General features: G+C 68.1%; 19 protein-coding genes. 6 read left to right on the forward strand and 13 right to left on the reverse strand.

From position 1 onward, the window contains the following. Positions 1-34 precede the first annotated feature (34 nt). Positions 35-2,116: an MMPL family transporter gene (locus tag WAX14_RS18955; protein WP_422629612.1), complete on the reverse strand. Its 2,082-nt coding sequence runs from the start codon at positions 2,114-2,116 to the stop codon at positions 35-37. Positions 2,117-2,267: 151 nt separating this feature from the next. Between WAX14_RS18955 and WAX14_RS18960 the strand changes: the two genes are divergently transcribed. After that, entirely contained in the window at positions 2,268-3,062 is a 795-nt protein-coding gene (locus WAX14_RS18960) for a putative protein N(5)-glutamine methyltransferase (protein WP_422629595.1), read from the forward strand. Positions 3,063-3,147: 85 nt separating this feature from the next. Here WAX14_RS18960 and WAX14_RS18965 read toward each other — a convergent pair whose 3' ends face one another. The 7 genes from WAX14_RS18965 to WAX14_RS18995 form a co-directional block, all read right to left on the reverse strand. After that, positions 3,148-3,903, reverse strand: a complete 756-nt coding sequence (locus WAX14_RS18965; protein WP_422629596.1) for an anti-sigma factor — start codon at positions 3,901-3,903, stop codon at positions 3,148-3,150. Further along, positions 3,900-4,469 carry a sigma-70 family RNA polymerase sigma factor gene (locus tag WAX14_RS18970; protein ID WP_422629597.1) on the reverse strand — a complete coding sequence of 190 codons (570 nt, stop codon included), beginning with the start codon at positions 4,467-4,469 and terminating at the stop codon, positions 3,900-3,902. The genes WAX14_RS18965 and WAX14_RS18970 overlap by 4 nt, the downstream gene beginning before the upstream one ends. A gap of 82 nt (positions 4,470-4,551) precedes the next feature. Beyond that, positions 4,552-5,391 carry a DUF1295 domain-containing protein gene (locus tag WAX14_RS18975; protein ID WP_422629598.1) on the reverse strand — a complete coding sequence of 280 codons (840 nt, stop codon included), beginning with the start codon at positions 5,389-5,391 and terminating at the stop codon, positions 4,552-4,554. Then, positions 5,388-6,629 (reverse strand): class I SAM-dependent methyltransferase, encoded by a 1,242-nt coding sequence (locus tag WAX14_RS18980; RefSeq protein WP_422629613.1) that lies wholly within the window; start codon positions 6,627-6,629, stop codon positions 5,388-5,390. Before WAX14_RS18980 ends, WAX14_RS18975 begins: the two co-directional genes overlap by 4 nt. Before the next feature lie 77 nt (positions 6,630-6,706). Continuing rightward, positions 6,707-7,444, reverse strand: coding sequence for a DUF1365 domain-containing protein (locus WAX14_RS18985; RefSeq protein ID WP_422629599.1), 738 nt, complete (start codon positions 7,442-7,444; stop codon positions 6,707-6,709). Continuing rightward, a complete protein-coding gene (locus tag WAX14_RS18990) occupies positions 7,441-8,769 on the reverse strand; it encodes an NAD(P)/FAD-dependent oxidoreductase (RefSeq protein WP_422629600.1) in 1,329 nt (442 codons plus the stop codon). Before WAX14_RS18990 ends, WAX14_RS18985 begins: the two co-directional genes overlap by 4 nt. Continuing rightward, on the reverse strand, positions 8,759-9,388 hold the full coding sequence (locus tag WAX14_RS18995) for an alpha/beta hydrolase (RefSeq protein WP_422629601.1): 630 nt from the start codon (positions 9,386-9,388) through the stop codon (positions 8,759-8,761). The genes WAX14_RS18990 and WAX14_RS18995 overlap by 11 nt, the downstream gene beginning before the upstream one ends. Before the next feature lie 182 nt (positions 9,389-9,570). Between WAX14_RS18995 and WAX14_RS19000 the strand changes: the two genes are divergently transcribed. Next, positions 9,571-10,152, forward strand: a complete 582-nt coding sequence (locus WAX14_RS19000) for a lipocalin family protein (RefSeq protein ID WP_422629602.1) — start codon at positions 9,571-9,573, stop codon at positions 10,150-10,152. A gap of 65 nt (positions 10,153-10,217) precedes the next feature. Here the strand turns inward: WAX14_RS19000 and WAX14_RS19005 are convergent, their stop codons facing one another. The 3 genes from WAX14_RS19005 to WAX14_RS19015 form a co-directional block, all read right to left on the reverse strand. Then, positions 10,218-11,690, reverse strand: coding sequence for an SDR family oxidoreductase (locus WAX14_RS19005; RefSeq protein ID WP_422629603.1), 1,473 nt, complete (start codon positions 11,688-11,690; stop codon positions 10,218-10,220). After that, a complete protein-coding gene (locus tag WAX14_RS19010) occupies positions 11,687-13,051 on the reverse strand; it encodes a TIGR01777 family oxidoreductase (RefSeq protein ID WP_422629604.1) in 1,365 nt (454 codons plus the stop codon). The genes WAX14_RS19005 and WAX14_RS19010 overlap by 4 nt, the downstream gene beginning before the upstream one ends. A 75-nt stretch (positions 13,052-13,126) precedes the next feature. Further along, complete coding sequence (locus tag WAX14_RS19015) at positions 13,127-14,494, reverse strand: cryptochrome/photolyase family protein (protein WP_422629605.1); 1,368 nt, start codon at positions 14,492-14,494, stop codon at positions 13,127-13,129. A 65-nt stretch (positions 14,495-14,559) separates the two neighbouring features. Between WAX14_RS19015 and WAX14_RS19020 the strand changes: the two genes are divergently transcribed. Beyond that, entirely contained in the window at positions 14,560-14,784 is a 225-nt protein-coding gene (locus WAX14_RS19020) for an RNA-binding S4 domain-containing protein (RefSeq protein ID WP_422629606.1), read from the forward strand. A 13-nt stretch (positions 14,785-14,797) separates the two neighbouring features. Here the strand turns inward: WAX14_RS19020 and rraA are convergent, their stop codons facing one another. After that, positions 14,798-15,292, reverse strand: a complete 495-nt coding sequence (rraA, locus tag WAX14_RS19025) for a ribonuclease E activity regulator RraA (protein ID WP_422629607.1) — start codon at positions 15,290-15,292, stop codon at positions 14,798-14,800. 124 nt (positions 15,293-15,416) lie between these two features. On the opposite strand from rraA, the gene WAX14_RS19030 reads away from it, so the two are divergent. Beyond that, entirely contained in the window at positions 15,417-16,169 is a 753-nt protein-coding gene (locus WAX14_RS19030; protein ID WP_422629608.1) for a FadR/GntR family transcriptional regulator, read from the forward strand. Positions 16,170-16,519: 350 nt separating this feature from the next. Next, complete coding sequence (locus tag WAX14_RS19035) at positions 16,520-17,584, forward strand: PDDEXK nuclease domain-containing protein (RefSeq protein ID WP_422629609.1); 1,065 nt, start codon at positions 16,520-16,522, stop codon at positions 17,582-17,584. Between the two features lie 229 nt (positions 17,585-17,813). Here WAX14_RS19035 and WAX14_RS19040 read toward each other — a convergent pair whose 3' ends face one another. Then, positions 17,814-18,605, reverse strand: a complete 792-nt coding sequence (locus WAX14_RS19040; RefSeq protein WP_422629610.1) for an SDR family oxidoreductase — start codon at positions 18,603-18,605, stop codon at positions 17,814-17,816. Positions 18,606-18,666: 61 nt separating this feature from the next. On the opposite strand from WAX14_RS19040, the gene WAX14_RS19045 reads away from it, so the two are divergent. Next, positions 18,667-18,925 (forward strand): helix-turn-helix transcriptional regulator (locus WAX14_RS19045; RefSeq protein ID WP_422629611.1); only part of this gene is annotated, 259 nt, incomplete at its 3' end.

Consider the following 18,925-nt stretch of genomic DNA (forward strand, 5'->3'; position numbering starts at 1 on the left):
CGGTACACGTTTATTAAATACCATAAAACAATCGCTACGTGACCCGACCGTGACCTTCGGCTGTGCGCTCCGCCCGCGCGAGCCTACCCGGCCACCAGATCCGCTCGCCGATCTCGACGGTCAGCGCCGGCACCAGCAGCGACCGCACGATCAGCGCGTCGAGGAGAACACCGAACGCCACGATGAACGCGAGCTGCCCGAGGAACAACAGCGGGATCACCGCGAGCGCCGAGAATGTGGCCGCCAGCACGATGCCCGCCGACGTGATGACACCGCCGGTCACCGTCAGCGCGCGCAGTGTGCCCTCCCTGGTGCCGACCCGGGCACTCTCCTCACGAACCCGCGTCATGAGGAAGATGTTGTAGTCGATCCCGAGAGCGACGAGGAAGACGAACCCGAACAGCGGCACCACCGGGTCCGCGCCCGGGAAATGGAACACGTGATCGAACAGCAGCGACGCCACCCCGAGCGTCGCCGCATACGAGACGAGCACGGTGAGCATCAGCAGCACCGGTGCGACGATCGCCCGGAGCAGCAGGACCAGGATCAACAGCACCACCACCGTGACGACCGGAACGATGACGGTGCGGTCGCGGGTCGCGGTGTCCTTCGTATCGAGATCGACCGCGGTGGTACCGCCGACGAGGGCGTCGGCGCCGGGTACGGCGTGCACCGCGTCGCGGATCCGTTCGACGGTGCGCTCGGCCTCGAGGGAATCGGCCGGATCGGACAAGGTGGCCTGCACCGCGATCCGGCCGTCGACCACGGTCGGGGCACCGTCGGGCCCGGTCACCGGTGCAACGGTGGTGACACCCTCGACCCGGGTCGCCGAGGTGACCGCGTCGAGCGAGTTCTCACGGGCGACGACGACGGTCGGCGAACCGGTACCGGCATCGAAGTGATCGCCGAGAATCTGCTGGCCGGACGACGAATCCGTCTGGAGCAGAAACACATCCGACGACGCGACACCGCTCGCCTTGAACTGCGGCGCCAGCAACGCGAACCCGACGAGGACGATGCCGCACACCATCGCGATGGGCCGGGGATGGGCCCCGACCGTCCGCGAGATCGAACCCCAGAACCGGTGCGCCGCAGCGAGATCGTCGCGGTCCGCATCGGGATCGGCCTGCGGACGAGCCGGCCAGAACGCGGCACGGCCCAGCAGCACCAGCGCGGCGGGCAGGAACGTCATCGACGCGATGAACGACGCGGCAATGCCGATCGCCGCAACCGGCCCGAGCCCTCGGTTCGAGTTCAGATCCGACAACAGCAGACACATCACACCGGCGATCACCGTCGCAGCGGATGCGGCGATCGGTTCCAGCGTCGAACGCCACGCGACGCGCATCGCCTCGTACTTGTCCGCCGTGGCGCGCAGTTCCTCGCGGAACCGCGCGACCAGCAGCAGGGCGTAGTCCGTTGCGGCGCCGAACACGAGAATGAACAGGATGCCCTGACTCTGCCCGTTGAGGGCGATGACACCGGCATCGGCGAGGAGATACACCGCCAGGCTCGCCAGTGCGAGGGCGAACACCGCCGAGACGATCACGACGAACGGCAGGATCGGGCTGCGGTACACGGCGAACAGGATCAGCAGCACCACACCACCGGCGACGAGCAGCAACAACCCGTCGATACCGGCGAACGCGGCGGACAGATCGGCGATCTGCCCGGCCGGGCCGGTGACGTGCACGGTCAGCCCGTCCGGCGGGGAGGCCACCCGCTCACGCAGTTCCTCCACCGCCGTACCGACATCGCTGTCGCTGTCGATCGGCACGATCAACTGGGCGGCCCGACCGTCCTGGGACGGGATCGGTGGCGGACCCACCGACTCGGCGGAGAGAAACGCCAGGTCGTCGGGGGTGATCCCGGATTCCCGCTCGGCGACGACGATGGCGGGCACAGCGCTGGTATCGGTGAACTCCGCGAACAACTGGTCCGCGCGAGTCGACTCCGCCGACGCGGGCAGGAACGCGCTGTTGTCGTTCTGCGCGACCTCACTGAGCTTCCCGGCGAACGGGCCACCGCCCCCGGCGATCGCGAGCCACACGAGCACCAGCAGTGCGGGCAGCAGCCGGCGTAGACGCCGGCCCGGCGGCGTCGGGGTCGTCGTGATCACGTGATTTCTCCTGACGTCGGTGGTCCGCCGCGGCGCGAACCATCTTGCCGGTGTTCGGCGCGAACGGCGGGTATTCGGAGCCGGCCGGAGGCTGGACGGGTGCGCTCGGATTCCGGCATCGGTTGGATGAATCGCGTTAGGGTGTGTCGTGGCCGCCCAACCGTCGTTCCGGGATCGGGTTCACACCGGTCTGGTCGAGGAATTGCGCGCGGCCGGATGCGTGTTCGCCGAAGCGGAAGCGGATGTGCTCACGGCCGAGGCCGACAGTTCGGAGGAACTGGCGGAATTCGTTCGCCGCCGCACCGCCGGGCTGCCGCTCGAACAGGTACTGGGGTGGGCCGAATTCTGCGGTCTGCGCATCATTGTCGAACCCGGAGTGTTCGTGCCGCGGCACCGCACCGAACTGCTGGCACGGTGCGCCGCCGAGGGGCTGGCACCGGGCGACGTGGTCGTCGACCTGTGTTGTGGCTCGGGTGCGGTCGGCGCGGTGCTGGGGCGGGCGATTGCCGGCATCGACTTGTACGCCGGTGATGTCGACCCGATCGCGGTGCGGTGCGCGCGCCGCAACATCGAACGGTTCGGTGGTCGGGTGTACGCGGGCGACCTGTGCGCACCGCTTCCCGCGTCCATTGCGGGATGTGTCGATGTGCTCGTCGCGAACGCGCCCTATGTACCGACCGCCGCGGTCGCGTTCCTGCCGTCCGAGGCGCGGTCGTACGAACCGAGAATCGCCTTGGACGGTGGCGGCGACGGGCTCGACGTGCATCGCAGGCTGGCGGACGCCGCGCCCGGCTGGCTCGCGCCGAGCGGCCGTTTGCTGATGGAAATCGGCGAATCCCAGGCGGACGCGGCGATCGCGGTGTTCGGCGCAGCCGGCCTCGCCGCGACGGTGCGGACTTCGGAGGTATACGACGCCACAGTCGTCGTCGGCACCCGCCCGTAGCGGCTCCCCGCAGCCGCCGACGGCCGAGACAACAGCGCGGTGCCTGCCGCGCGCGGCTGTCTGATTGTGGCGTGGATCGCTCCGCTCAGGTCAGGGGCAGTTCCGCGAAAATATTCGTCGGCTGCGGTGATCCGCCCGTCGGTTCGATACTGAAACCCAGCCCGGTGGCGCCGGCGATGTCGCCGAGCACCGCCGTCGTCGACGGCGCGACATCGGCCGGGGTCATCGTGCCGGCGGACGTCGGACCGTCGGGCCCGAGCAACCACATCTGGTAGACGGTTCCCTCGGTCGGCGGGGCCACGTTGTTCATCACCAGGACACCCGCGTCGACCTCCTTCGAGTACACGACCGTCGCGGTGCCGCCACCCTCGATCGAACCCGAGGTGGTCCGTACGTCGTCGGCCGCGAGGATCTGCGCGGACGTCGGTGGCGGAACGTCCTGTCCGATCCGCGATCCGAGACCGACGGCACCGACCGCGACGATCACCGCCGCCGCGGCAGCCAGTAGGAAGTTGCGTCGTCGCTTGCGGTGTTGCGCAAGCGATATCGGGGCGGGAGCCGAAGCCTCGGGGGAGGAAGTGCCGGTCGCGGTGATCGTGTCGAGCAGCCGGTCGCGGACCCGTTCGGGTGGTTCCACCGCGCCGACGCGGGAAACCTGAGCCATCGTCTCTCGGATGTCGCGGACCTCCCGCTCGAATGCGGCGGCGACCACGGGAGTCGCGGCGGCGACGCGCGCGTCGATCTCGCGCCGTTCGGCATCCGATACCGCATCGAGGGCATAGACCGCGGCGAGACCGAGAAGGTCCTCACCACCGAAATCGGCGTGGGTGCTGTTCGTCATCGCTGGTCACCCCCAAGACAATTCCGCAGACGGAGCAACCCGTCCCTGATTCTCGATTTGACGGTCGGCAAGGTGGCGGACAGCCGCTCCGACACCTCCCGGTAGGTCAGCCCGCTGTAGTACGCGAGCTCTACCGACTGCCGTTGCAGATCGGTCAACGTGCCCAGACAGTCCGCGACCTGCTGCGTGTCGTCGCGCCGCACCACTTCCTCGCTCACCGTGTCGAACGCCGCATCCGTGGACAGTGCGCCCCAGCGGGCTTCTCGGTCGGCGCCGGACTGTTCGGACCGGACCCGGTCGACGGCGCGGCGGTGGGCCAGGGTGATCAGCCACGACAGGGCCGAACCCCGCTCCGGATCGAAACCGGACGCGGTGTGCCATACCTGCAGGTACACCTCCTGCAGCGTTTCCTCGCTGTATCCGGGATCGCGCAGCACCCGCAACACCATGCCGTAGGCGCGGGCGCGCGTCAGATCGTAGAACTCGGCGAAGGCCGAATGATCCTCGGTCGCGACCTTCGCGAGGAGTGAGTCGAGTGTGTCGGTGCCGCCGCCGACGTCGGTCATCGGCCGTGTCCGCTCATCGCCGGACAGCTTAGCCGGGCGAATCGGGCGGCTCAACCCATTCCGCACACGGCCGGGTGCCGGATCAGCCGGCAGAACCGGGGCGGTCATCGGGATCGGATCGCTTCTGCGCGCGGCGCGGCGGCCGCGGCAGGAAGTACGAGGTGCGCTGCTGGTACTCGCGATATCCCGGTCGCTGCGACATGGACTGTTCGAGGAGTCGCGCTCCGGTGGCGTAGACCAGGAAGTACGTCATGATCGCGGGCGAGGCGGCGGTGATCGCGCCGGGCCACGCACTCGCCGCGATCAGCCACAGCCCCCACCACACCGTCGCGTCACCGAAATAGTTCGGGTGCCGCGTCCAGGCCCACAAGCCGCGGTCCATGATCTTCCCTCGGCTCGCGGGGTCCGCCTTGAAGGTGCGCAACTGCCGGTCACCGACCGCTTCGAACAGGGCACCGATCACCCACAGCGCGACACCGGCGGCCACCACGACCGCGGCGGCGCCCCGGGTGGGACCGGCGACAGCCGACACCTGGATCGGCAGCGACACGAACCACTGGGCGGCTCCCTGAACGACGAAGATCCTCCGCACCACGGTGCCGACGGAGGTGCCCCCGGACCGGTTCAGCAGATCGGTGTACCGCGGATCTTCGCCCTTGCCTGCGGACTTGCGGTGCATGTGCCAGGTGAGCCGCACACCCCACACCGCCACGAGTACCAGCAGCAGGATACGCCGCGCCGGGTCGCCGTCGCCGAGCACCGCGGCGACCGCGGCAACCAGCACGAATCCGGCGCCCCATGCCACGTCGACGACGTTGTACCGGCCGATCCGGTGCCCGACCGCGAACGTGGCGCCCTGCAGGACCGCGAGAGCGGCAAGGCTGACCAGCGAGACGGTGAGGAAACTACCCCAGGCATTCATGGTCTGGCCTCCTTCGCGAAGACGATGTGCTGGACGTCGAGGTAGCCGGACCGGAATCCGGCCTCCGAGTAGGCGAGGTAGAACTCCCACATCCGGCGGAAGGTCGCGTCGAAGCCGAGCGTCTCGATCCGGCCGCTGTTCACGAGGAACCGTTCGCGCCACAATCGCAATGTTTCGGCGTAGTGGTCACCGAATCGGAGACGGTCGACGGTGCGCAGCGACGTGTGCTCCCGGGTGATCGTGTCGATCACCTCGGTGGACGGGAGCAGACCGCCGGGGAAAACGTACTTGTGGATCCACGTGTAGGTGTCGCGGGTCGCGACCATCCGGTCGTGCGGCATCGTGATCGCCTGGAGGCCGACGCGCCCACCGGGGCGGAGCAGCCGATCGAGGGCGCGGAAATAGGTGGGCCAGTAGTCGTAGCCGACCGCTTCGATCATCTCGACCGACACGATCGAGTCGTACTCGCCGTCGACCGCCCGGTAGTCGAGCAGGTCGATCTGCACCGACTCGGCGAAGCCGGCGTCGGCGACACGTCGGCGCGCGAACTCTTGTTGTTCTCGCGACAACGTCACCGATCGGACCCGGGCGCCGCGATGCGCCGCGCGAAGGCTCAATTCGCCCCACCCCGTGCCGATTTCGAGTAGTCGGGTGCCCCTGGTTACCCCGGCGGCGTCGAGTAGGCGGTCGATCTTGCGATGGTGCGCACCGGTCAGCGCGTCCTGGCGAGCCGGGAGCACCTCGAACAGCGCGCTCGAATAGGTGAGGGTCCCGTCGAGGAACGATGCGAACAGCTCGTTGGACAGATCATAGTGGCGCGAAATGTTCGAACGGGTATTGTCGGCCGAGTTACATTCCGCGGCAGGCTGACCGGCGACGACAAACCGGCGCAGGCGCTGCAACGGACGGGGGACCAACTCGCCGACTCCGGCGGCGAACGGCATGAGCACCGAGACCGGGTCGGGAGCGGTCCAGTCGCCGGCCATGTAGGCCTCGCCGAATCCGACGAGCCCGGCGGTGCCGAGCCTACGGGCGAACGCCTCGGGCCGGCGGATGATCATGCGCGGCAGGATGCGGCCCCGGGTCGGGGCACCGATCACGGTGCCGTCCGGGTATTCGACGCGTACGTCCAACCGGGACGCGGCACGGCGGAAGATGCGGTCGGCGACTGCGCCGGCAGCACGGGCATACCGGTCGGTGCGGACGTGGGCGATGTCGGGCCAGCGTCGCGCGTCGATACCCGAGCCGGTGTCGCCGCGTTCGGTGTCCTTGCGTTCGGTGTCGCCGAATTCGGTGTCGTCGAGTTCCGGTGTGGTCACTGAGATGTCTCCTGGCGACGGCGGCCCGTGGGCCGGGGGGCGAGCGGCAGTCTGCGTAGCCACAGGGCGATACCCTGGCGGCGGATCCTTGCCGAAACCAACAGCGGTGCAAAAGGATAAGAGAGTTGAGTCAGTGCGACGGTGGTGTTGGTCGCCGGCCGGGCCCGGCCCCGCATGGTGGCGGTGAACGGTGCCGAGCCGTCCCGGTACAGGGTGACTGTCACGTTCAGTTCGTCCCCGGGTTCCGGGACGGACAGGCGGTAGTGGCCGTCGACTGGATTGAACGGGGAGACGTAGAACGCCTTGTCGACGTCGGCGCGCCCGGTCACATCGGGGCGCAGCAGGTAGCAGTGCCTGCCCCCGCATGTGTTGTGCACCTCGGCGACCACACACACGAGGACTCCTGTGTCGTCGTGGCACCAGAACAGACTCAACGGATTGAACACGTAGCCGAGCACGCGCGCGTTGAGCAGTGCGGAGACCCGGCCGCCCCGCAGGTCGATGTCGTACTCGGCGAGATACACCTCGAGCCTGTCGCGCAGTGTCGCCCGCGGGTGTGGCACGTCGAAATGGTCGCGGGCGTCGAATCGTGCGAAGGGGCGCAGCCAGAACGGCAGGTGTGGCAGGTCGTCGAGGTCGACGAACCAACTGTAACTACGGTATTCGAAGCCGTGCCGGATCGGGGTCCGGCGGGTGTGCCGGATTCGGGTGCGGTAGAGCGCCGGCGTGGTCATCGCGCGAGTACCTCCGTCTCGCTGGTGGGGTGCACGGACGTCACGTCCCAGTCGGCGCCCAGCCGTCGTGCCGCTTCGACGCCGGAGCGCGCACCGTCCTCGTGGAATCCCCAGCCGTGATAGGCACCGGCGAAAGCCAGTGTGCTGCCGCCGAGCTCGGGAAGCCGTCGCTGTGCTGCCACCGATTCCGGTGTGTACAGCGGATGCTCGTAGGTCATCTCCGCGAGCACCGCGGCGGGATCGACGAGATGGGCGCCGCCGAGGGTGACGAGGAAGCGCCGATCGGTGACGGTGGAGATCCGCATGAGCCTGCTCATGTCGTAGGTGACCACCACCGAGTCGCTGCCGTTCCGGTCGCGGGGGATCAGGTAGTTCCACGATGCGCGGGCGCGTTCCGCGCGGGGCAGCAGCGAGGTGTCGGTGTGCAGTTGCGCGTGGTTGGTCGAATACGTCATCGCGCCGAGGACCTGCTGTTCGAGGGTGGTCGGCCGGGCCAGCATCGCCAGGGCCTGATGCGGATGTGTCGCGATCACCGCCGCGTCGAAGGTTCGTACCTCTCCGCTGCCGGCGACGAGACGCACACCGGCCGGGATACGTTCGACGTGGCGGACGGGGGTGCCGAGCCGGACCTCGTCGAGTCGCGCGGTGGCCTTCTCGACGTAGCGGGCCGAGCCGCCCGTCACGGTGCGCCACGTCGGCGACCCGAACACGGTGAGCATGCCGTGGTGTTCGAGGAAGGTGAACAGATAGCGGGCGGGATACCGGGTCGCCTGCAGCGGATCGCACGACCAGACCGCGGCGACCAGCGGCGTCATGAAATGTTCCTCGAAGTAGCGGGAGAACCGGTGCCGCGCGAGGAATTCCGCGAGGGTGATGTCGCCGGGTTCGCCGGTCTCGGCGAGCAGCGCGCGGGCCAGGCGATGGAACCGGACAATCTCGCCGAGCATCCGCAGATAGCGGGGGCGGGTCGGCGACCGCAGGTCGGGGAACAGCCCGGCCATCCCTTTCGCGCCCGCGTATTCGAGGCCGGACACGTCCGACCGGATGGACATCGACATGTCGGTGTCCTGCGTCGCGACGCCCAGTTCGTCGAACAGGCGCAGCAGCGTCGGATAGGTGCGGTCGTTGTGCACGATGAACCCGGTATCCACCGGAAGTGTCACGCCGCCGCCGAGGTCGACGTCGTGCGTGTGGGCGTGGCCGCCCGGTCGGGTATCGGCTTCGAACAGGGTGACGCGGTCGCGATCGGCGAGGACATGGGCCGCGGTGAGCCCGGCGACACCGCTACCGATGACCGCGACGGAACGTGGCTTGTCACTGTTCACGCGGGTCTCCGGAGGATCGGGTGGTGGTGAGGGCGTCGGACAGGAAGTCAGCGGTGAGCGCGTGCCAGCGCCACGGCCGAGTAAGCAGGAAGTGGCCGGCCCCGGGGAACGGGCACCAGGTTGCGTCCACACCCCGTCGGCGCGCGTTCGCGGTCTGGGCTTCGGAAGTCGCCGGATCGGTCCACCGGTCCGCGGTGCCGTGCACGACGAGAAGCCGCTGTCCCGGGGGGATCCGGGCGGCATCGTCGTTCGGCCACCACGGAGCCAGCGCCACGACCGCCTCGACCTGCGGTTGCGCGGCAAGATGCGCGACGACGCGACCACCCATCGAATGACCGACGAGCCCGATGGGCGCATCGGGCCGCCGTCGGCGGATCTCGTCGAGGGTGCGCCGGCCGTCGTGCACCGGGCTGCGAAAGTCGCCGTTCCAGCCCCGCACCGTGTACCGGACCTGCGAAACGGTGATGCCCGTGCCGGACATGCGTAGGCGTAGCGACTCGGTGAGCAGAGACATCCGCACCTGCGATAGATGCCACCAGCGGGCCGCGGCCGAACTCACCGGTTTGCCACCGGGCAGCACCAGCACGTGGGCGCGACCCCGGCTCGAAGGAATCTTCATGTCCGCCATTCGCAGCCGTGGGCACGGCGGATGGGTCACCGAGAGTCCGCCTCGTGGACCGGGAGGAATTCACTCGTTCGGACCCATCCGGCAGGTGGCCGGCGGCGAATGACCGGTGAGACACCCGGTGTCCTGCTGCCCCTGCAGTGATCCACCGCCCGGACCGACGAAAGGAAACCCTCGTGAAACGAGCGTTGATCGGACTCGCCGCCGCGGTAATCGCCGCGGCGGGTTCGGCCCTTGTCGCGGCGCCCGCTCATGCGGCACCGTTGACCCCTGTTCCCCAACTGGATGTGACGAGGTATGTCGGCGACTGGTATCAGCTCGCCGCCAACCCGGCACCGTTCAATATCGACTGTGTCCGAGACACCACCGCGAACTACACGCTGATCGACGAACGTACTGTGCGCGTGGAAAATTCGTGCACGACGATCACCGGTGAGCGACGCGGGATCGTCGGCAACGCACGGGTCAACGACACCGCATCGCTGCACGTGTCGTTCCCGAGTGTGCCCTTCCAGGATTCGCTCGACGGCCCGAGCAACTACATCGTCACCTACCTGGCCGACGACTACTCGTGGGCGCTCGTCGGTGACCCGACCCGCGTGTCCGGGTTCGTGCTGTCGCGCTCGCCCGTGGTAGACGACGCTGCGTGGCAGCAGATCCGCACCGTGGTCGAGGACGCCGGCTACGACTCCTACCTGATGCTGACCTCCCCGACCACCGAAGGCCTACAGGAGATCAAACCCCTCTGCACGGTGTGAGCGATACGGTGTGAGCGATACGGTGTGAGCGATACGGTGTGAGCAGCACCCGGTGATCGGCAGGATCACCGGGTTCGCCGCGCCGCACCGGCGATGTTCTCCAGCATGCCGTGGAAGATGATGCCGTGGAACGGCAGCAGAGAATACCAATAGAGCCGTCCGGCAAGACCTTTCGGGAAGAAGATCGCCCGCTGGTGCAGGCGGGTCCGGTCGGGGCCGAGCGGTTCGAGGTGCCACTCGAGCCACGCCCCGCCCGGGGCGAGCATCTCGGCGCGCAACCTCAACAATTCGGGCCGGTCGATCCGTTCGACGCGCCAGAAATCCAGCGCATCGCCGGTGTGCAGGGTGGTCGCATCGCGCCGCCCCCGCGCCAGACCCACCCCACCGGCGAAACGATCCAGCCATCCCCGGATCGTCCACGCCAACGGGAAGGAATACCAGCCGTTCTCGCCGCCGATGCTCTCGACGACCGGCCACACGTCCGAGACCGGGCAATCACACTCGAGCGTGCGCTCGTCGGTGAACACCACCTCCCCTGCCCAATCCGGATCGGACGGCAACGGCTCGGCGGGCGCACCGACCGGCGCTGCGTTCGCCCAGGTGGTTTCCACCTCGCCACGCTCGACACGATGCAATGCCAGCGCGACCGCATCCCGGTATCCGGTGGTGCCGCCCGGCGGTGGGGGGATCACCGCGTCGATGTCGTGATTCGTGACGACCGCATCGGTGCTCAATGATTCGATCAGGGCTCGGCCCAAGGACGGTGGAATAGGGGTCACCAGACCGATCCACAAACCGGCCAGGCGCGGGGTGAGAACCGGCAGCACCACGATGCGCCTGCGAAGCAGACCGGCGACCTCCGCATAGACCTGCAGCATCTCGCCGTAGCGCAGCACATCGGGGCCGCCGATGTCGAAGCTGCGACTGCGCGGCAGTGGCGCGTCGGCCGCCGCGACGAGATAATGCAGCACGTCGCGTACCGCGATCGGCTGAATCCGGTTGTTCACCCATCGCGGTGTGGTCATCACCGGCAGTCGGTTGCCCAGGTGCCGGATCATCTCGAACGACGCCGAGCCCGAACCGATGACGACACCGGCCTGCAGGATCAGCGTCGGCACCCCGGAATCGAGCAGTATCCGGCCGACCTGTTCCCGCGACCTCAGATGTGGTGACAGGCGGTCGGAATCCGGATGCAGGCCACCGAGATAGACGATCCGTCCGACGTCGGCGCGGCGCGCTGCGGCGGCGACGTGCTCGGCCGATCTCTGTTCGGTCTCGGCGAAGTCGCTGTGCCCGCTCATGGAGTGGACGAGGTAGTAAAGGACGTCGATGCCCCTGCACGCGGCGTACACCGAATCGGAGTCGTCGAGGTCGCCCTGCATCACCTCGACGTCCGCTGCCCACGGGACGTCACGCAACTTCTCGGGGCTGCGGGCCAGGACCCGCACCCGGTGTCCGGCGGCGACGAGCCGGGGAGCGAGCCGGCCACCGATGTAGCCGGTGGCCCCGGTGATGAGGATGTGCACCGGGGCGGTCATGCCGGTGCGACGATGTGCCCGAGTTGATGGCGCAGACAGTCCTCGAGATGAGGACGGCGGAAGGTGTGCCCGGCATCGACCAGGCGACGCGGCACAACATGCTGATCGGCCAGGGCGAGCTCACGGGCACCCTGATCGCCGAGAAGCAGCCTCGGACCGAACGACGGCACCGGCAGCAGCGCCGGCCGGTGCAGCACCCCGGCCAATACCCGCGTGTACTCGTCGTTGCGGACCGGCTCGGGCGCAACGGCATTCACGGGACCGGACAAGGCCGGGTCGGTGAGAGCCCGATGGTAGACGTCGATCAGGTCGTCGAGGTCGATCCAGGACAACCATTGCCTGCCGTCGCCGAGTCGCCCGCCGAGCCCGGCGGCGAACAGTGGTCGCATCAGTTGCAGGGTGCCGCCGCGCGGGGTCTGCACGATTCCCGTCCGAACGTGGACGACACGCAAACCGGCTGCCTCGGCGGGTTTCGTCGCCGCCTCCCAGTCGGAGACCACGTCGGCGAGGAAACCGGATCCGCGGGACGCATTCTCGTCGAGAGTTTCGTCGCCGCGGTAGTAGCCGTAGAGGCCGATCGCGGAGGCGCACACGAACGAGGCCGGACCGTTCGCGGTGTTCGCGGCGCATTCGGCGAGGAGCCGGGTCGGTTCGATGCGGCTGTCGCGCACCGCGGCCTTGTGATCGTCGGTGAAGCGACCCGCGATCGAGGCGCCGGCCAGATGCACCACCGCGTCGACGCCCTCGAGCAGATCCTCGGCCGGCGCCGCCGGATTCCACTGCCGTTCGTGACGGTCGCGGGCGGGCCGGCGCACCAGTCGGATCACCCGGTAGCCACCGGTGGTCAGGAACGCGGTCAGCGCACTGCCGATCATTCCGGACGCGCCACTGACCGCGACCGTCACCGGTCGTACACCCTGCGCGTGCGCCCAGCGGTGCCGGTCGAGATCGTCGGCGATCTGACGGTGCCGGAACCGGAACGTCTGCCGTAGCAGCCCTTCCGGGACCGGAGTGTCGACGCGGTCCACGATGCGGGTGCGGTCGCGGCCGACAGCCTCGAAGGTGTGCTCGTGCCGCCACGACCCGACGAGACCGGAGGGGAGTGACGCGAGACCGTCGCGGCCGAGTTGGTCGACGAAACGCGCGGGCGGGTCGTAGTCCTCGGGTTGATGGTCGGCGATCCACCGCAGACCGCCCGGTAAGCCGAGCACGGCGCGGCCGTCGGCGAGTGACTCCGCCTCCGTGACGACGCGCATCGGCTGCCACGGTGGCAGCAGGCGGGTGATCGCACCCGGCCGGGCGTGCCATTCGAAGACGTCGTCGCGGGGGACGTCGACGATGCTCGAGTACTCGATGCCCATGACCGCTCCGTCCCGAGTGCATGATGATGCTGTATTCCGTTGATACGGCGTTTCCGGTCATTCGGAACCGCGTCGTCACCGGATGGGTGGGCCGTCGCGGCCTGCGGTCTCGCCGTAGCGAGCCAGCGCGACCTGCCGTTCGTGCACGTGGTCGACGATCGGGTCCGGATAACCCGGCGCCGATCCGCGGACCGGCCGGTGCACGTTGCCGGGTATCTCACGCAACTCGGGTACCCATCGGCGCACGTAGTCACCCCTCGGATCGAACTTCTCACCCTGTGTCGTCGGGTTGAACACCCGGAAGTAGGGCGCGGCGTCGGTGCCGCACCCGGCGGTCCACTGCCATCCGTGCTGGTTTGACGCCAAATCGCCGTCGACGAGGCGATCCATGAAATGCCGCGCGCCCCACCACCAGGGCAGGTGGAGATCCTTGGTGAGGAACGACGCGACGATCATCCGGACCCGGTTGTGCATCCAGCCCTCGGCGAGCAACTGGCGCATGCCCGCATCCACGATGGGAAATCCGGTGCGCCCCTGTTGCCATGCCGCGAACGTGCGCTCGGCGTCGGGGCCGGTGTCGTACCGGATGCTGTCGAATCGGTCGTTGTAGTTGCGGTACGCGGTGTCCGGCCGGTGGTGCAGCACATCGGCGTAGAAGTCGCGCCAGCACAGTTCGCTGCGCAGCGTCGCGGCGCCGGCGTCGGCGCGGTCCCGCAGGTCGTGCAGCAGCGTGCGCGGATGCAGGCATCCGAACTTCAGATAGGGCGATAGCTTGCTGGTTCCGTCCACGTCGGGGCGGTCCCGGTCGCGGTCGTACCGCTCGAGGGCGTCGTCGCGGAACTGCCGCCAGCGTCGTCGTGCCGCAGCCTCCCCGGCCGGTGGGCACGGCACCGCGGGGTCGTCGTCGGCCGGGATCGCGACCCGGCCGCGAATGCCATCCGGGTCGATCCACGTCACTGTCGATGCGCGGGTCCGGGCCGGTGCCCGCCAGCCGTGCTCGAGCCATGCCGCCCGGAACGGCGTGAACACCCGGTACGGGCTGCCGTCGCGTTTGAGTACGCGACCGGGGGACACCGCGTAGGGCGACCCGGTGCGCACCAGCGGTACCGGCCCCAACGCGTCCTCGACGGCGCGGTCCCGGCGCGACCCGTACGGCCCGTGATCGGCGCTGATGTGCACCGAACCCGCATCCAGGTCCCGTACCACTTGCGGGACGGCTGCTGCTGGAACACCGCGGACGACGAGCAGCCGTCCGTCCAGGTCGTCGTCGAGTGCGCGCAGGCAGCGCAGCAGAAAAGTGGTGCGCGGTCCGGGGTGCAGCAGTCGGTCGTCGAGTACGAACACCGCGACCGCATCTGTTGCGGCGTCCGCCGCGGAGAGCAGGATGGGCAGGTCGTGCAGCCGCAGGTCGCGACGGAACCAGATCAGCGCAGGGCCACTCACCCGTCCAGTGTGCAGCGGAGGACGCGAAATAGTCGATCCGGACCTTCTCGGTGAGAATGGACGGCATGTCCGACGCCTACGAAGTTCCCATCCGCGACGAGTCGATCCGGCTCGGCCAGTTCCTGAAGCTGGCGAACCTCATCGAATCGGGAGCGGAGGCGAAGGAAGTCATCGCGGACGGTTTGGTGTCCGTCAACGGCGAGGCGGAGTTCCGGCGCGGCAGGCAACTGCACGGCGGCGATGTCGTGGAGATCGCCGGGGCGAGCGCGCGCGTCACCCGAGAAGGCTGACGCGCGCGACCGGTCAGGATTCGGCGCGGACGACGACGCCGTCGTGGTCGCTGTAGACGATCTCGCCCGGATTGAAGATGACCCCGCCGATCTCGACGGGCACGTTCTTTTCCCCGGAACCGGTCTGGGTGCTCTTGCGCGGGTTGGTGCCCAGCGCCTTGATGCCGATCTCGAGGGTGCGCAGGATCGCGGAGTCGCGGACCGCGCCGTTGACGATGACGCCGGCCCAGCCGTTGTCGACGCCGCGGCCGGCGATGATGTCGCCGACGAGGGCGGTGTGGACGCTCGCGTCGCCGTCGACGACGAGGACGCCGCCGTTGCCGGGCTCGCTCAGGGTCTGCTTGACGAGGAGGTTGTCCTGGAAGCAACGGATGGTGGTGATCGGCCCACAGAACTCGGTGCGCGCGCCGAACTGGATGAACTGGGTGTCGCAGCTACGGATGTCCGGGCCGATCTCGTCGGCCAAGTCGGCAGTGGCGGTGAATTCGGGCGTGGTTGCTTCGCTCATACCGCAGAGGATAAATCCCAGCTCATACGGGCAGATGAATATACTCATCAGCGTTCAAAGCGGTAGATTCTTGTATTCTTAGCCGACAGCGCTGGGCTGCAAGACGGGATTACAGGACGGTGAAATGCCACTCGACGGACGCTCGACGGTTGTTCGCGTGCCGAAGGCAGGCGAACTGATCGCGGCGAGCCTGCGACGACAGATCGTCATCGGTGAACTCCGCCCCGGCGAGCCACTACCCAACGAAGCGGCCCTGATGGAACGGTTCGGGGTGTCCCGGCCGACGCTGCGCGAGGCATTTCGAATCCTCGAGTCCGAAGGCATCATCACCGTCCTGCGCGGCGCCCACGGCGGCGCCCGCGTCCAGGCACCGGATCGCTCGACCGCCGCACGTGCCACCGGTCTGCTGCTGCAATACCAGGGCGTGCCCCTCGCCGACGTCTACCGCGCCCGCACCGAACTCGAGGTCGCCGCGGTCGGTCTGATCGCCGCAGACCCGGACGGTCGCGTCGATACCCTCGCCGACCTCGTCGAGCGTGGCAACGATCTGACCGGCGACCCGGTCGCGTTTGCGCGGCACGACACCGAGGTGCACCGGATGGTGATGGAACTCGGCGGCAACGAGACGATGGCGGTGCTCGCCGGCATGCTGCTCGACATCATGGACGCCCACAACGCTCTGTACATTTCGACGCGCGCCGAGATGTCGGAGCGTCCGGGCGCCGCCGTCGCGCTGCGGTCCAACCGCAAACTTGTCGCGCTGTTGCGGACCGGCGAACCCGGTGCCGCCGAAGCATTTTGGCGCAAGCACCTCGACAGTGTCGAACGAGTCATGACCGGCGACTCGGCAACCACCCTGGTCGAGGTCCTGTCGTAGGGGTCGGCGCAGAGTACAACGAAATTCCGGTCAGGCGGAAAGCGCCGGACCGTGATCGAGTTGATGGTCGGCGCCACGATCGTGGCAACTGCCAAGCGTGCCCTCAGTTCACCGAAGTGCCCGCTTCGGGCTCTCTCACCGCGAAAATACCCCGAGTTGGCCGGCCTCCTGGCCGAAATCGAGCACGTGGTCAACTCTACCGCTCCCGCATAGACGCACGCTGTCTCCCTTACCGCCGCCGGCACCGTGCATCGAGTCGCCGCCCGATCGCGGCCTCGTAGAAGGCGTCCGCGACGCGTTACCGTCGCCTCGGCGGACGCAAGTCGTGGAAGTTGGGAGAGGATGAGGCGATGACTAATCCCGCCGCACTGCCCGATGACTACCCTCGGTTCTTGGACCAGTTGAAAGGCCACGTCCGTCAGGCGCGGACCCAGGCGGCTCGGACAGTCAATACCGAGCTGCTGGTCCTGTACTGGGACCTGGGACGCGCCCTCGCAGACAAGCAGCAGGCGCAGGGATGGGGAACACGAGTCATCGATCGGCTCGCGGAGGACCTGCGGTCTGAGTTCCCGCACATGCGCGGACTTTCCCGCTCCAACCTGTTCTACATGCGGCAATTGGCCACAGTGTGGCCGCGGACGGCAATCGTCCAACACTCTGTTGGACGATTGCCGTGGGGACACGTCACGGTGCTGCTCGACAAGCTCGACGGCCTCGATGACCGCAACTGGTACGCCGACCGGGCCGCCGAGCACGGCTGGTCCCGCAATGTCCTCACCAACCAAATCGCCGGGGGCCTGCACCGCAGGATCGGAGCAGCTCCGTCGAACTTCCCCGACCACCTGCCCACAGAGGAGTCGGACCTGGCCCAGCAGCTCGTCCGCGACCCGTACGTGTTCGACTTCCTCAACCTCACCGAACGAGTTGCCGAACGTGATCTCGAAGCCGCCCTGATGTCCCGTCTCGAGGCGTTCCTTCTCGAGCTCGGGCACGGGTTCGCGTTCATCGGCCGCCAGTACCACTTCTCCGTCGACGGCGACGACTTCTACATCGACCTGCTGTTCTTCAATTGGCTCCAGTCACGGTTCGTCGTCGTCGAACTCAAGATCGGCCGATTCGAACCCGAATACGCAGGCAAACTCGGCTTCTACGTGTCTTGGGTCGATGAGAACCTGCGTGTCCCGGACCAACACGCTGCAACGATCGGGATCCTGCTGTGCGCCGGCCGCAACGACAACGTCGTGCGCTACTCACTCGCCGGCACCACAGCCCCACTGGCGGTGGCGAACTATACCTACGACACCCTGCCTGACCCGATCCGCGAACTCGTCCCCACTGACAACGAACTCGCCACTGCTGTCGACGCCACCTGGAACGAACTCGACACCGCACACGGAGTCACCGACGAACACTGACCGGAGACCGTGGGCGCCACGCTCGCAGATGTCCCCCGTCGCACGGTCGCGGTAGTCCCGAAAGCTGTTTCCGTATCAATTTTTCGACACTCGGTTGTGGAACCGACTTATGAGACACCGTGAACTGGGTGCTGCGAGATGGGTCACCGCCTCGTTGGTCCATCTCAAGATCAAGGATCCGGGTCGTTGTGGGAAGCCAACATGTCAGTAGATCCGTTCCCGATACAGTTCAGGTGAGACCACCGTCCGCGCGGATGTTCTGGCCGGTGATCCACCGGCTGTCCGGGTGCGCCAGCAGTGAGACGAGGTCGGCGATATCATCGGGTAGCCCGATACGGCCCAGCGCTGTCATCGCGGCGGCACCGGCGAGTGCTTCCTCCGGAGCGCCGGCACGCAGCAGATCGGTGTCGGTGGGGCCGGCCGACACGGTGTTCGCGGTGATACCCCGTGCGCCGAGTTCACGGGAGGCGACGCGGGTGATCTGTTCGACGGCGGCCTTGCTGGCTGCATAGGCGGCTTCGCCGGGGCTGGGCCAGGCGGTGCCGATGGTGGAGATCGTGATGATCCGGCCACCGTCGCGCATCCGCCGAGCGGCGTGCTGCACGGTCAGGAAGGTGCCGCGGGCGTTGACGGCCATCGTCCGGTCCCACTCATCGACGCCGAGCTGGTCGAGGGGCGCGTGGGTCATGATCCCGGCGTTGTCCACCAACACCGTCAACCCGTCGACACCAGCATCGGAAAATGCCTGATCGGCCGCCGTGAACACGGCGTCGAACCGGCTCGGGTCCGCCAGGTCCAACTGGAGTGCGCGCGCCCAACCGCCGTCGGCGGTGATCTGGTCGACGAGGTCGTCGGCGGCGGTGTGCCGGCTGGCGTAGGTGAACACCACGGCGGCACCGTCGGCGGCGAGCCGGGCGGCGACCGCGCGGCCGATACCACGGGAACCCCCGGTCACCAGGGTGCCGTGGCCGGCCAGCGGTCGAGGTGGAGCGGAGGTCTGCGAGGCGGGTGCGGTTGTCATGGGTGCAGCGTGGCAAGGATTGCGGAAGATTGCGCTCCGCAACAGCTGGGATCCTGGGGTCATGGCAGACACCGCTGCACGCCTCCTCCGTTTGCTCTCGCTGCTGCAGGCCCGCTGGCACTGGTCCGGTGTGGCGTTGGCCGATCAGTTGGGAGTGAGCACCCGCACGGTGCGCGCGGATATGACACGGCTCCGGTCGCTGGGCTACGACATCGACGCCGAATCAGGCGTCGCAGGCGGCTATCGGCTCCGCGCCGGAACGACGCTGCCGCCGCTGCTTCTCGATGACGACGAAGCTGTGGCCCTGGCCGTGGCCCTGC

This window comes from Rhodococcus sp. (in: high G+C Gram-positive bacteria), assembly GCF_049299235.1.
GTDB lineage: Bacteria > Actinomycetota > Actinomycetes > Mycobacteriales > Mycobacteriaceae > Rhodococcus.